The organism is Ideonella sp. (assembly GCF_041914305.1).
In the GTDB taxonomy this organism is placed as follows: domain Bacteria; phylum Pseudomonadota; class Gammaproteobacteria; order Burkholderiales; family Burkholderiaceae_C; genus Ideonella.
The window spans coordinates 114,101-127,660 of record NZ_JAYSDQ010000011.1 but is presented as its reverse complement, the minus strand read 5'-3'; the positions used below and the strand labels follow the sequence as shown (position 1 = coordinate 127,660).

Sequence of the window (13,560 nt, the reverse complement as noted above, 5' to 3'; positions counted from 1 at the left end):
TATCTGGCCTAATCCCGGTATTGGACTGGAGGCAGCATGCTGGACCGCACCCATCGAATCGCTGCCTGCGTCACCTGCAGCGCACTGGCCTGGCTGCCCCTTCGAAGCCCGGCCGCGAGTGCTCTACCGCCTCCGGTGCCCGTTGTCAGGCCCGACGGGCCGGCGTTGCCAGTAGACCCGCCCTTCTCGTTCGACAAGAAGAAGACCCGGCAATCCGCCAGTGGCATCGCCTGCGCACCGAGTGGAGCGAACAGGCACTGCCTGGTCGTATTCGACGAAGGCACCCAAGCGCAGTTTGCGTGGCTGGGCCCCCAGCGGATGCAACCGATCGGCCCGCCGATCGACTTGACCGGAGCGGACGGCGAGATGGACGCCGAGGGCGCCGCGTTCTCGGGCGACATGTTCTATGTGCTGGGGTCGCATTCGGTCAAGCGCGAGTCCTGCAAACCCAACCCGGCCAGCCGCGTCCTGGTGCGGTTCAAGGCGGCGGCGCCGAACGGCGCACTCGCGGGTATCGAGAGCCGGGTGACGACGACGCGCCTTTGGGACCTGATACTGAAGGACCCCTACCTGCGGCTGCATGCGCAGGGCTGCCTGGGTGACGGCAAAGGTGGTTCCGCAGAACAGTTGCAGCACCGGCCGGGCATCAACATCGAAGGCCTGGCGGTATCCGGCGGACGACTCTACGCGGGCTTCCGCGGCCCATCGGAAGACGGCACGGCGCCGGTCTTTTCAGTCAACGCACAGGCATTGTTCGACGGCACGGACGCCGCGCCGGCCCTGCACCGGCTGGCGCTGGGCACGCGCGTGGGCATCCGCGACATGGCGGCCGCCAGCCATTCGCTGCTGTTGCTGCTCGGCCCGGACGACCATGACGCCGGCGCCGACGCCACATGGAGCGTGGCGGAGTGGCAACCAGCAGGCGCGGCCGGGCAGAACCCTCAGCCCAGGCGGCTGGCGGTGCTCGACATTCGCAAGAGCGACCTGGGAGGCGCCTGTTCCGACGCCATCAAGCCGGAAGCCCTGTCCATCCTCGAGGAGTCGACGACCCGCTACCGGATCGTCGTCCTGTCGGACGGGGTCTGCGACGGCGGGCCGCTCGTGTTCGACATTCCTCGTTAGTGTCCTGTCCCGGACCCACCCATCGGCTTTCGCAAGGTCGCCACTTGATCCACGCCCGCCTTCTTCGCCACCTTGATGTGTCGCCCCCGGCGGGCGACCGCGGCTGCAGCCACCTGAGCGCCGCCAGCGGCCTGGTGCGAATCGACACCACGCTCTACGTGGTGGCCGATGACGAACTCAGCCTGGGCGTGTTCGATCTGGCGGCCAATCGCCCGGGCCGGTTGGTGCGCCTGGTCGAGAACGAACTGCCCACCGATCCCGCGCAACGCAAGGCCGCCAAGCCGGACTTCGAGGCCTTGACCACCCTGCCCGCTTTCGAGGGCTACCCGTTCGGATGCTTGCTGGCGCTCGGGTCGGGCTCGCGGGCCAACCGGCAGCGGGCCGTCCTGTGGGGTCTGGATGCGCGCGGCCAACTCGTCGGCGCCGTGCGCGAGCTCGACATGGCGCCGCTGTACGAGCCGCTGCGACACCGCTTTGCGGATCTCAACCTGGAAGGTGCGTTCGTCGCTGGCGGTGACCTGTGCCTGCTTCAACGCGGCCACCGCGGGTCGCCGGTCAACGCGTGCGTGCGCTTCGCCTGGCAAGGTGTCGAGCGCTGGCTGTGCGGCGTCGGGCCCGTACCGGCGGCCCGCTCCCTCAGCGAGATCGAATTGGGCGGCCTCGACGGTGTGCCCTTGTGCCTCACCGATGGCGCAGCCCTGTCGGACGGGTCGTGGGTGTTCTGTGCCGCGGCCGAAGACACGAGCGACGCCTACGCCGATGGCCGCTGCATGGGGTCGGCCGTCGGGGTGGTGAGCGCCGCCGGCGACCTGATGCGGCTGGAGCCGCTGGCTGTGCCGTGCAAGGCCGAGGGCATCGCACTGGCATCGGGGGGCCCACGGCCCGAACTGCTCCTGGTGACCGATGCCGACGACCGCCGCGTCGCGGCACAGCTGCTGTCGCTGAGCCTGCCCTAGGCTTGCCCGCAACGACGGCCGTCCAGGCGACCACCAGCCTCGCTATTCGACGGGGTCCAGACGCACCGCCACGTACTGGTGGTCCGCCAGCCGCACCGCGGTCGCGGCGATCTGGCCGCGGTCATTGATCGCACCGGGCTCGCGAATCTCGTAGCGGCCCGCGTCCTCGGGCCGAAGCAGGTCGTTCAGGTCGCGCATCGCGCTTCGGTCATGAACAAAGCCATGGCGGCGCGTCGCATCGAGCGGGTCGACATCGCTGACCCCAACCACGTGCTGCCCCGATTCATTGATCGCCGTCGCGCATGCGCCGCCCCTGGTGCCCGCGACAAGCGCGCCCAGGTAGGCGACGCGCCCTTCGCGCCAGACAGCCGCCACGGTGGGCTCACCGGCCCTGGTGTTGGCACAGCCGACGACGATGCCGGCGTTGTTGACGCCCAAGGCCATCGAATTTCTGAACTCGGGTGCGTTCGCGGCCAGGTCCGTCGTGACCCCGTCGCGGTAGATGAACGCGTGCGAGTCACCGGTGGCCGCGACGTACAACTGGCCGACCACCATGCCCTGGTCGTTGATGCCATAGGCCCGCCCCTGGGTGCCGCCGGGCGTCGGCAGGTAGCGAAGCGCGGTGTCGTACACAAACGGCCTGACCTTCAGCGTCGCCCCGACGATCACGCCGCTGGCATTGATGTCGTAGGCATTGCCCCGCTGCAGCAACGCCACCCCCTGGCCGGCGATGCGCCGCGAGGCGTAGGCGACGCCATCGGACCAGACCGTCCCCGCCGTGTCCCCCTGGGGATTCATCGCACGCCAGTCGGTCGAATGCGTGTGCTTGGACAGGTGGCGGCAATCGTCGAGCGAGCACAGCTCGCCGGCCGAAAACACCTGGTTGTTCTTCACCACCTCGACCGTGGCGAGCACATGCCCGTCCTGATCGATGTCCCGCGCGGTCGCCCACCAGTCGTTGTCCGGGCGCGGCAACACGGTCGGCAACTCGTGCACCGCGTAGACGGCCGCGGCAGCCGGCCCCGCCCACCCGGCCAGGGCCGCCAACGCCGTCACCACACTCCGCCAACGCATGCCGCTCATCCCGTGTCCCTCATCTTCGAAGTCAGGGTAGCAGCGTAACGCAGTTCGCAGCTTTCAGTACGAGGCCAGCCAGCGGCTTCAGCACACCCGAGCCTGCACAGCGCCGTCGACAATGTCGACTTCCAGGGTGGCGCCGTCAGGCACGTCGCCGAACAGGGCGCGTGCGATCGCCGCGACCACGTGCTGCTCGACGGCGCGCTGCAGCGGTCGTGCGCCGTAGCGCGGGCTGAAGCCGACGGTGGCGACGAAATCGACCACCGATGGCGCGAAGCGCAGCGTCAAGCCGCGCCGAAGCAGCCCCTCGCGTCGCTCGAGCGCCTGCAGCTCCTGCCGTGCGATGGATGCAATGGCTTCGCGGCCCAATGGCGCGAAGTGCACGAGGCGATCGATGCGGTTGAAAAACTCCGGACGGAAGAACTGGCGGATCTCTTGCGTCGCGTCGACAGCCGCGTCGAAACCCGCAAAGCCAGGCGACGAGCCGTGGCGCACACCGAGGTTCGTGGTCATCACAACGATCGTGCCGCGGAAGTCGGTGACGCGGCCGTGGCTGTCGCGCAGCCGGCCCTCGTCGAGCACGCCCAGCAGCATGTCGAACACCGAGGCGTCGGCCTTCTCGATCTCGTCGAGCAGCACCACCGAGAACGGCCGCTGCCGCACGTGCTCCACCAGCTTGCCGGGTCGCTTGCCGGTGCCGATCAGGCGCGCGATCTGGAACGCGTGCTGGAATTCGCTCATGTCGACGCGAAACAGCGGATCGACCCCGCTGTTGGCGCCGTAGAAATAGCCCGCCAGCGCCTTGGCCGCCGCCGTCTTGCCGACGCCGGTGGGCCCCGCGAAGAGCAGCGTCGCAATCGGTTTGGCCGGGTCGTTGAGGCCCGACTTGAACAGGTACACCACGTCTTTCAGGTGGCGGATCGCGGCGTCTTGCCCGAACAGCTGGCCGGCGAAGTAGGCCTGCACCTCGGCATCGTCCAGCGGCTGGTCGTCGCGCAGGAAGCGCTCGGGCAGGCCGGTGAAGCGCGCGAACTGTGCGATGGCGCGCGTCTCGGTCACCACGGGCTCGCGGTCGGCGATCGCCTCGCGCACGCACTCGCCGAAGAATCGCACGGCCTTGCCGGGGAAACGCTCGTAGCGCACGTAGCGCGTGAGCAGGCGATAGCCGATGTCGAGCGCAGGCTGCTCGATCTCGACCGACAACGCGCTCTTGGACTGCGCCGCGAACAGCTCCAGCACGCGGCGCGCACGCTGGCCATCCATCTCGGGCAGGCTCATCGGCTCGAAGCAGTCGACGAAGGCAGGCAGTCTGCGGCGCGCCGCCTCCAGCTCGCCCGGATTCGCCTCGCCGATCAACCGCAGCGTGCCGCGCTTCAACGCCGGCAGCAGGTAGGCGGCCATCGACTCTTCAGGACCTTCGCCGCCGATCTGCAGCAGGTTCAGGAAATCGGTGACCCACAACACGCCGCGCGAGATGTCCAGCCACTGCATCGCCTGGTCGCACAACGCTTGCCACTCGCCGAGGTACTTGGCCCGACCGACCAGGCGCTCAGAGTTGCTGCGCCAGAACGTCGGCGGCGCAGTGCGGTGGGTGGTGGCGCGGTGCGCCTTGCGGATCGCCTCTGCGATGACCACGCTCTTGCCCACCCCTGTCTCGCCCACCAGCAGCAGGTTGCCGCCGCGCGCCAGGCGCGCAGCGATCTCATCGACCAGTGCGCCCTGCTCCCAGGCCGTTTCCGAAAGCCCCTGCGCAGAACGGCGGCCGCCGACCTCAGGCAGGCGGTCGGCCACGATGGCCAGCTGGGCGTGCGCATCGCGCACATGGCGCGGCACGTACTGGCGCGCGGCCTCACGATCCTCGCGGCGCGACTCTACGACCTCCAGCCACGGCGTGCCGCGCGCCACGTAGCGCTGCGCCTGCTCCGGCGCCGTGCCGTCGAGGCGATCGCGCGTGAAATGCTGGATCAGCATCGGCAGCTGCGCTTCATCGTAGTAGTAGAAGCTTTCTTCCAGCCAGGGCAGCCAGCACTTCAGGTAGCCCTCGCTCGCCTTCGCGCCATACACGGCCGCGACGGCGATCTCGGTGCGCGTGGGCACCGGAAAGCTGCCCTTGTCCGTGCGGTGTGCGAGGTTCACCTGCACCTTCACGATGCGCAGCTGCGGCTCGTCGACGTCGGGATCGGGCACGAAGCGGCCGCGCTCTCGTTCGCGTTGCAGGATCTCTGCCATCGCGGTCTTGAGCCGTTTGGCGTTGCGCTCGACAGCCTGGAAGTCGGTGCCCAGCAGCATGCCGAAGACCGAGTCGTCGTCGAGCTGCCAGCAGACCAGGGGATAGGACAGCACCGCCATCTCAGCGCTCCTCGGGCGATCGCGCCGTGGCCATCGCATTCCATAGCAGCAGGCGCCAGTCCTCTTCAGCCAAAGGCTCGGCGAACTTGCGCACGAGCCCCGAGCGCAGGTCGGTCACGCGACGGTGGTCGCCTCGCTTCCCCGGCTCGTACCGGATGCGCACCACCTCGGTGGGTAGCGCCACCACCGTGTCGCCCTCCAGCGGCAGCATGCGCACCGCCAACGGCACCGGCCGGTCGTCGCCGAGGTACCAGAAGTGCACGCCGCACTCGCCGGCGAACACCTCGGCCAGACCCGCCCCTTCGAAGCAATGAACGCCGGGCCTGGGCGACGGCAGCTCGTGCGCGTCGAGCTGAGACAGCAGCGCGGCGTAGTCCGACCAGGCGGTCTTCACCAGCGCCGCGCCGTCGCCCGCCTGCAGTGGCACGATCTGGACGCACACCCTGTCGATGCCGCCGCGCGCGAGGCAGTCCGCCCGTCGCGCCAGCAGGCTCAGTTCGAGCTGCCAGCGAACAAGCTCCGACTCGACACCGCGCAAGGGTGTCGAGTCAGCCTGCAGGCGATCGAAGAATTCGTGGATGTCCAGCGCGGCCTCCAGCATGTCGCTGGTCTGCCTGCCGTATTCGCGCCAGTCGCGCGCCCGCGCCGTGTTGATCGTCGGCCGGCCCGCCGGCACCGCGCGGCGCTCAGCCAGGTCCCAGCAGCGGCGCTCGAGCACCTCGCGCAACGGATCGAGCCGCACCTGCAGAGCCCGCAGCGCGAACTCGACCTCGTCAGGCGGTCCGGCATCCAACGCCGCCACCAGCGATGCGTGCAGCCCCAGCGCCGAGTCACGCACACGCTGATAGCCCGACGCCGTTCCGTCGTCGACCGGCAAGGGCACCGGATGCGCGCTCGCAAAACTCAGCAGCGTCGCGCGCGTGGCGAGCGAGCCGTCGGCGAACGACACGTCCAGCAGCATCGGGTCGCCGGGGCGCGACGAGGCGAGCCGCTGCGCGATCGGGCCGGTGAGCGAGCGCTCGATGCCGCGCTTGAGTGCGCGCGCGCCGAGCGACTCGTCGCGCCCCATGTCCGCGAGGTGATCCAGCGCGTCACCCGAGACGTTGAGAAAGGTCAGGCGCAGCACGAAGCCGTCGCGCGCCAGCACGCGATCGAGCTGCAGCCGCGCGATGCCGGCGATGTCCTCGCGCGCCAGCGGCGTGAAGCCGACGACCTGGTCGATGCGGTTCAAGAACTCGGGCCGAAAGAAGCGCTCCACCGCCTCGCGGTAGGTGTGGGCCGCATCGCTCGCCTGTTTCATGAAGCCGGTGCTGCGCTCGGCCGCGGCGGCGCCGAGGTTGGAGGTGAGGATCACCACACACTGCGAGAAATCGGTGGTGCGGCCCAGCGCGTCGGTGAGACGCCCCTCACCCAACAGTTGCAGCAGCAGGTCGTGCACGGCCGGATGCGCCTTCTCGATCTCGTCGAGCAGCAGCACGCAGGCGCGCCGCTGCCGAACCGCAGCCGTGAGCTGACCATCGGGCCGCGCCGCATCGCCGATCAGGCGGTCGAGCGCGTCGGGGTCGACATACTCGTTCATGTCGAAGCGAACGAGGCCGCCCTCGTCGGCGAACAGGTAGTCGGCCAGCAGCTTGGCCGCTTCGCTCTTGCCCACGCCGGTGGGGCCGATGAACAGCAGCGAAGACAGCGGCTTGCCGGGCGCCGCGAGCCCGGACTTGACCAGCGCGACGACGTCGACCAGGCTCGCCCGCGCCTGCGGCTGACCGACCAGCCGTGCCGCAAAGTGTTTCGTCACCTCCGAAGGCGCGAGGCCGACATGGCGCGAGAACAGGCGCTCGCGAAAATGAAAGTCGGACAGGTAAGCAGCCATCACCTCGGCGCGCCCCACCGTCTGCTTGGCGTGCCGCAAGGCCAGGCGATCGAGTACGCGCAGCGCCGAACCCGGCAGCACCTCGTCACCGGCGAAGCGGCGTTCGAGCTTCAGCAGCTCGGCCACCGCGGTCGATTCGACCTTGCAGCCATGGCGCTGCTCGAGCTCTGCGCGGCGCCAGCCCACGACGCGGATGGCGTCGGCGCGGGCCGGCGCTTCGACGCGGATGACGCGGAACAGGTCTGCGAAACGGCGATCGCGCTGCTGCACTTTCTGCCAGGCCTCGGGTGTGGCTTCGCCGATCAGCGTGAAGGCGCGACGCTCCAGCTGCGGACGCAAGACGTCGGCCAGCGTCAGCGCGCTCTGTGAGCTCTTGCCCATCGCCAGCAGCGCCACGAGGTTGTCGCAGTAGAGGTGGTCGGGCTTGCCGATCCCGTGCGTCTCTCGCAGCCGAGACTGCACGTGCTGCATCACCACCGCCATGCGGCGCTGCCACTGGCCGATGACGCTCATGCCGGAGATGACCCGTATCGGATCGAGGTGCCAGACCTTCTGCAGCTTGCCGCGCTGGCGGCCCGCCTGACCTTCGATATGCCGGCGAACGGCGCCATGCACCAGCGCGGTCTTGCCGGCGCCGCGCGGCCCCACGAGCACGAAAGCACTCGCATCGGCGCGGTAGATCGCCTGCTCCACCTCGGCCACTTGGGCGTCGCGCAGGATCGCGCGGCCGAGTTCTTCCGGGTAGAGCTCGTTCAGGTCGGTGGCCACGCGCGCCATCTCGGTGGGCCCGTCGCCGATGTCGTCACCACGCAGCGCGGCAAAGCGGTCAGCCATCGCCTCGAACGGGAAGCGGCCGTTGGCCACGTGCAGCGACAACTCCAGCTCGCCCAACTCGTCGTTGGCAGAGGCCAGGCAGCGCAGCGGATCGAACGCCTCACCGAGCTCCTTGCGCTGCTCGCGGAAGTAGCGTTGGATGCAGGCCACCAGGCGCTCGGTGCGCTCCGCCTGCGGCACGCCGCCGTCGCCGAGATCGGCCACGATGCCATCCAGCTGCGGCAGACAGGCATAGCGCCGTTCGCCGAGCGTGAAATGCGCTGCGGCGAACACCCCCTCGACCCAACGACGGCCGGAATCGAAACCCAGCGGCACAAGCTCGAAGCGCAGCGATGGCGTGAAGGCGAGCCACAGGCGCTCGTCCAGCGTCGAACGATCGCTGCGAGTGCCTTGGAAATAGCCCACGATGGCCTGGCGCAGCTTGTTCAGCGCAGATTCGTAGCGCTCGGCCGTCGCTTCGATGTGCGGCAGAAAGAGGCAACGCAACTTGTAGCCCGACTCCTTGCGGTGCGCGACCAGCAGCGGGATGCGAAGTGCTTCCATCACACCTCCTCCCCGAGCAGCATGCGGCCAATCAAGGCCTCGAACTGGCGATCGAGCGCGCGCTTCCAGGCTCTCGCGTCGGGGAATTCGCAGCGCCGGTCCGACGCCGGGTCGATCAGTTGCCCGCCCTTGATGTGGCGGTGCACGGGCAGTGCATCAAAGAAATGCTGGCGGTGCACGTTGGCCGGCGTGTCGAACTTGTCCAGCGTGACCGGGCGCACCGCCACCCAGATCTCGGCCTTGCGGTCGCCCTCGAACAGGCGCCAGACACCGGCCTCCAGCCGCAGGAAGTCGTACGCCGCCGGTCCGCGGCATTCGAACTCGAAGCCGACCATGGGCCCCTCTGTGGACGGATGCACCTTCTCGACCCGCGGCCAGGCGGACTTCTGGTACGGCCCGGGCACAGACTTGGCCTCCCCTTCGGTCTCTTTTCGGCCGCCCTCTTCACGCAGCGATACCACCTGGCAGCGCTGTTCGAAGCCCGCCTGCTTGATCACGTCGGTCCATGCCGACAGCAGCATCGGCAACAGGCGCGGCGCGGCGTACAGGCCCACCGTGCAGACGCCGCTGTCTGGGCGCATCGCGTGGAACGCTCGCTGCTGGAACGCAGCGAAGCGCTGGCGCCACGCTTCGACGTCGGGCGACGGCTGCGGCTCGCCCGCGAGCGCGAGCAGCGCCTGGCCTTCGAGGTCCATGATCTCGGCGAGCAGGCCCTTCGCTTCCTGCTGCACCGTGTCCAGTTCGCGCCAACGTGCAGCCGGCGCCGTGGTGTCCCAGTGCGGCATCGCCGGATCACCGCGGCGCCGCTTCTCGTGGCGCTGGCGTTCGCGATCCAACCGGAACACCTGGTTGACGAGGTTCACGAACATCGGGCCATCGGTCACGCGCATCCAGTGGCGGCGTGCGTCGGCCAGCGTGTCGGCCGCGAGCAGCGGCGCGCTGTCGACCGGGCGCAGCGAGGGCTCCACGTCGACGCTCGGCGAGCCTTGCGCACCCGCGTCGATGCGCACCGTCACCGGCGTGACGTAGGCATGCGGCGACAGCGCATGCGCCAGCGGCAGCACGAGCTCGCGGCGCAGCGTGCGCTGCACGTCGCGCGCGCCGTAGCGCGCGTCGCCCGGCAGCGCGGCCAACTGCACAGGCAGGCCCGTGTCCACATGCAGCTCGGCGTGGCGCTCCAGCAGGCCATCGCGCCGGCGCAGCAGGCCGATCTCACGCTCGAAGATCGGCGCGCGTTCGGCAGCGCTCAACGCAGCGAACGGCACGACGTGGTCGATGCGGTTGAACAGCTCGGGCCGCAGACTCTCTTGCACCACGCGCTCGAAGTGCTTGCGCGGATCGTCATTGCCGCGCATCACGCCGATCGGCGCGCGCATCGAGGCCTCGGCGCCGAGGTTTGACGTCATCACCACGAAGCAGCCACAGAAGTTGGCGGTCAGGCCGTCGCCGCCTGTCAGCCGGCCTTCACCGAGCACCTGCAGCAGCAGGTCGAAGAAGCTCGGATGCGCCTTCTCGAGCTCGTCGAGCAGCAGCACCGAGAACGGTTGTCGCCGCACCGCGCCGGTCAACACCCCCTCCTCGCCGCCCAGATCGCCCAGCAGCCGCACAACCGCGGCCGGGTCGGCGTACTCGCTCATGTCGAAACGGATCATCCGGCGCGGATCGCCGAACATGAACTCGGCCAACGCCTTGGCGGTCTCGGTCTTGCCGACGCCAGTGGGGCCGATCAACAGCAACGAGGCGATGGGCTTGCCGGTGCGGGCGAGGCCCGTCTTGGTCGTCGCCAGCAGGCCGGTGACAACGTCGATCGCGTCGGGCTGGCCAAACAGGCGGCGGCGGAAGAACGCATCCACCTCGGCGAGATCCAGCGGCTGGCGCGGGTCGAGCATGCGCCGCGGCATGCCCGTCTCCGCGCAAAACGCCTCGATCGCGTCGTCGCGGCCCAGGCTTGCCGTTCGGCCGCGCGCGTGCAGGATCAGCTCTTCGAAGAAGCGGATGCCCTTGCCCGGGAAGCCCGAGTACGGCGAGAAGCGCCGCTGCAGCGCGAGCAGCTCGGCCACCGCGTCGCGCGCGACCGTCACGCGGTGCTCGCGCGCCAGCGCCGCCACCGCCTCGACCATCACGCGCTCCTGCGCGGCCTCGCCGAGCTCGGGCATGCGCACCGTCTGGAACAGCGCGCCGAAGCCGGGCGAACGCAGCTCGATGCGCGCCAGCTCGGCCGGCGTTGCCTCGGCCAGCAGCATCAGCCGGCCGCGCGCGAGCGGCTCGCGCAAGGCCTCGCCCAGGCTCACGGCGTTGCCCTGGTACTGGCCCACCTCGAACAGCTCGGACAGGTGGTCGACGTACAGGATCACGTCGCGCTGTGCCAGCTCGCCGCACAGCACCGCCAATGCATGCTGCCAGCCGCCGTCGCGCGTCAGGCCCTGGATCAGGCGGGCGGCGGTGGTCTCCCACGGTGCGGCGGCGTGGCGCCGGGCGCGATCGCGCGCGTAGTGGCGGACCAGCGCCGTCTTGCCGCTGCCCTCGGCGCCCACGACAAGCACACTGCGCGCGAACGCACCTTCGACGGCGCGCTCCAGCATCGCCAGCGGTTCCTCGAGCCCGATGGCGGTGCGCGGGCCGGGCCGCATCTCCTCGGCCACGCCGTTCAGCATGGGCTCGCTGCGCTGCTGCAGCTTGCGCAGCGCCTCGGCACCGTGGAACTCCAACGCCAGCGTCTCAGCCTTGAGCTCCACCTGTTCGAACCACGACGCGGCCACCTGCTTGCGCACGTCGGCCAGCCTGCCCATGCGCCGATGCTCCAGCACGATGGCCTGGATCACCGCGTCACGCAGGCCCGCAACATCGGCCAGCGCCACGACGCCCAGCGCCGGCACGCAGCCGATCGCCCGCGCGCCCTCGGCGCCTGTCGACAGGAAGGCCACGTAAGTCACGCGCCGTGCCGGCTGCGCGATCGGATCGGCGCCGGCCGGCAGGTCCACCTGCAGCTCATGGCGCTCGAGCTCGCAGCCACCAGCGGTGGCCTGCACCGCCTCCAGGTACTCGCCCTGGTCGATCAGGTGCTTCTGCACCGCACCAGCCATCTTGCGAGCCATGGCCGCCGCGGTGCTGCCGACCCAGGCCATCTCCGGAAAAGCCAGCGGCGTGACAACGACCTCGCCCGATGACGTGGTCAGTTCGAAGAAGGCGAGGCCGGGTTGGTTGGCGGAGCGCATCGAGCCGTCAGTCGGGCAAGCGCAAATCGAGCGCTGGGCCAGCAGACAGCCTGCAGACTTCTTGGTGTTTCATTGACTGCAAGATCCCTTTGGAGAGATTCTCGCAGCAGAAGATCCTTGGTAAGAGGGGGCGGCCCCACTCCTCACGACAATGGCGCGATGGCCTCGATCTCCGCCCATCGTCTCATCGCCGCCGGCATGCATCGGGTGCCCAAGCCTTTTCGTGCCTTCGCGGTGCGCAGCGACGAGCCGCGACACGCCTTCGATGCGCGTGCGCCCTATGGCCAGGTGCACCTCGTGCACACCACGTTTCTCGATGCGGGCTCGCTCGCGGGCCTGGTGGCCCAGGGTTATGCGCGGGTGAACATCGAGGTCTTCTCGGACATCGACTACGCCACCACCACGCAGGACGACCTGGCCTCGGCGGCCCCCGGCGTGACCGACCTGGTCGGTGAGATCGCCGGTGCATTGCAGGTGACCGGGGTTCTGGGCGACGAGTTCGCCTGCTACCGGGACAGCGTCGCCACCCGCATCGATTACCTGGCCTCGTGCGGCGCCGGTTTTCACAACGATGTCAGCCGCCACTGGTCGGGTTGCCTGTTCTGGCTGCTGGCACTCGATGTCGTCGACGTGGAATTCGTGATGCCGCATGCCGGTGTGCGCCTGGCGCTGGCACCCGGTGATCTGCTGGTCTTCGACCAGACGATGGCGCATGGCCTGTGCCGGCCGGCCGACCACGGCGAGGCGGTGGCCACGTCTTTCGAAGCCGGGCCTCATCGGCACCAGCTCTTCCTGACCGGTGAGATGCTGCTGACCGACACCCAGTGGGCAGCGCTCGGCGCACCGTGGCTGCCTGTGGAAGAGCATGATCGCCGCGGGGCGCTCGATCTGATGGTCGCCGAGTTCGACGAGCGCAGCGGCGTCATCAAGCGCTTGCATGCGCTGCGCGATGGCATGAAGCGCAGCACTTGCCACGTCGACGAGTCCACTGGCTGACGTGCTCGGGCTTGGATGCAAACGGCCCACCGAGGCGAAACAGGTGTTCTGCCAATGGCCCAAGTTCCAACGCGGGTGCATGTCTGCTTCAGACTACCCAGGCGGCCGCACGCTGCATTCCTCGTCTGATATGTCGAAGAGGGAAGGTCCGACGAATTGCGTCTCAAGCCTTAGCCGAAGCGTTTGCACGTTGAACGTGCCCTTGGCAGACCATGACTCGCTTTTCAGCCAGAATGTTAGGACATCTCCAGTCCTTTGATATGAACGCGGCTGATCCCCGAAGGCGATCTGCTTTGCGTCGTAGTCGATGCGAAAGAACGAGCCGCCCACATTGAAGTACGGAGTTGGCTTGCATACGTAATCGACCACCTGGGCACCGGCTGGTGCCATGCAGGCAGCACAGAGGAGTACAGCGGAAAGCCATCTTGCCAGCCTAGCTGTGCTTGGAGGACACCAACACGTGGGGGTCATGGGGGTGATCCTGCTGAAGTTGGTTCGGCGCAGGCGAGAATGCCACCGTCACGTCGTTCCGCATCACCAAGGTTGATGACTACAGCGCCGCCCGCGTGGCTTCCTTTCGAGGAGCACGGGGGCGGTG

General features: G+C 68.9%; 7 protein-coding genes. 3 read left to right on the top strand and 4 right to left on the bottom strand.

Going from position 1 to position 13,560, the window contains the following annotated elements:
• Nucleotides 1–36 precede the first annotated feature (36 nt).
• Together ACE3SG_RS15950 and ACE3SG_RS15945 are read left to right on the top strand one after the other, a co-directional pair.
• Complete coding sequence (locus ACE3SG_RS15950) at nt 37–1,122, top strand: DUF3616 domain-containing protein (protein WP_374566552.1); 1,086 nt, start codon at nt 37–39, stop codon at nt 1,120–1,122.
• 44 nt (nt 1,123–1,166) lie between these two features.
• Nucleotides 1,167–2,078 carry a hypothetical protein gene (locus tag ACE3SG_RS15945; RefSeq protein ID WP_374566550.1) on the top strand — a complete coding sequence of 304 codons (912 nt, stop codon included), beginning with the start codon at nt 1,167–1,169 and terminating at the stop codon, nt 2,076–2,078.
• A gap of 42 nt (nt 2,079–2,120) precedes the next feature.
• Here ACE3SG_RS15945 and ACE3SG_RS15940 read toward each other — a convergent pair whose 3' ends face one another.
• From ACE3SG_RS15940 to ACE3SG_RS15925, 4 genes are all read right to left on the bottom strand, one after another.
• A complete protein-coding gene (locus ACE3SG_RS15940) occupies nt 2,121–3,161 on the bottom strand; it encodes a hypothetical protein (RefSeq protein WP_374566548.1) in 1,041 nt (346 codons plus the stop codon).
• A 78-nt stretch (nt 3,162–3,239) separates the two neighbouring features.
• Complete coding sequence (locus ACE3SG_RS15935) at nt 3,240–5,504, bottom strand: AAA family ATPase (RefSeq protein WP_374566546.1); 2,265 nt, start codon at nt 5,502–5,504, stop codon at nt 3,240–3,242.
• A gap of 1 nt (nt 5,505) precedes the next feature.
• Nucleotides 5,506–8,751, bottom strand: a complete 3,246-nt coding sequence (locus ACE3SG_RS15930) for an AAA family ATPase (RefSeq protein WP_374566544.1) — start codon at nt 8,749–8,751, stop codon at nt 5,506–5,508.
• Nucleotides 8,751–11,966 (bottom strand): AAA family ATPase, encoded by a 3,216-nt coding sequence (locus tag ACE3SG_RS15925; protein WP_374566542.1) that lies wholly within the window; start codon nt 11,964–11,966, stop codon nt 8,751–8,753. Before ACE3SG_RS15925 ends, ACE3SG_RS15930 begins: the two co-directional genes overlap by 1 nt.
• A gap of 159 nt (nt 11,967–12,125) precedes the next feature.
• Here ACE3SG_RS15925 and ACE3SG_RS15920 point away from each other — a divergent pair, with 159 nt between their 5' ends.
• The gene (locus ACE3SG_RS15920) at nt 12,126–12,962 is read left to right on the top strand and encodes a hypothetical protein (protein WP_374566541.1); all 837 of its coding nucleotides are present in this window, start codon (nt 12,126–12,128) and stop codon (nt 12,960–12,962) included.
• The last annotated feature ends 598 nt before the right edge of the window (nt 12,963–13,560 follow it).